This is a genomic window from Xenorhabdus kozodoii (genome assembly GCF_002632875.1).
Classification (GTDB): domain Bacteria; phylum Pseudomonadota; class Gammaproteobacteria; order Enterobacterales; family Enterobacteriaceae; genus Xenorhabdus; species Xenorhabdus kozodoii.
Genome location: NZ_NJCX01000103.1, coordinates 1 through 637, shown reverse-complemented (window position 1 = coordinate 637; position 637 = coordinate 1). Strand labels below are relative to the sequence as shown.

At 44.1% G+C, this 637-nt stretch carries 1 protein-coding gene; it reads left to right on the top strand.

Features of this window, described 5'->3' with window-relative positions; genetic code table 11:
* On the top strand, window positions 1-637 hold a 637-nt coding region (locus Xkoz_RS19325; protein WP_141554462.1), incomplete at both ends, for a phospholipase effector Tle1 domain-containing protein.

Here is a 637-nt window from a genome sequence, read left to right as displayed (position 1 = left end):
GATGGTTTCAATCAACGACGTTATCTGAATCAATCCACTTATCCCACGGGGAAAAGCCGTTTTCTGGGTCTCTTTGATACGGTTGCGGCAATTGGCACATTAAGCAATGGGCTTAACCCCCATACCGCTGATACAGGGGATGTTGATATTCGTTTACCCGCAGGCATTGCAGAACATATTTTTCACATTACGGCTGCAAATGAATGTCGTTATAACTTTTCTTTAAACAGTGTCAACCCTGATTACCCAGAGCTGATATTTCCTGGCGCCCATTCGGATATTGGCGGTGGCTATAATCCTATCGAAACAGAACGATTATTTATTACCCGGCCACGCAGTCTTACAATAGATGAAAGTACTCCCAATAACGCTACCTGGATATATAAAAAAGCACAGAATGAGTTATCTCAGATGAGAAACTATCCCACTATTGCCCCGTTACTTCACAACAACGAGGTGAAAGTGGAAACATGGCAAAATAACCAGTTTTACCCCCGCAATGATCTGGAACGCTTCCAAAAACAAGTCGCGTCAGCGGCGGTATTGTACCGTGAGATTACCAATGACTGGTCTAAGGTTGTGATGTTGGTAATGCAGGATGCTGCACAAGAAGCAGGTGCCGTTTTTGGTAAACCCA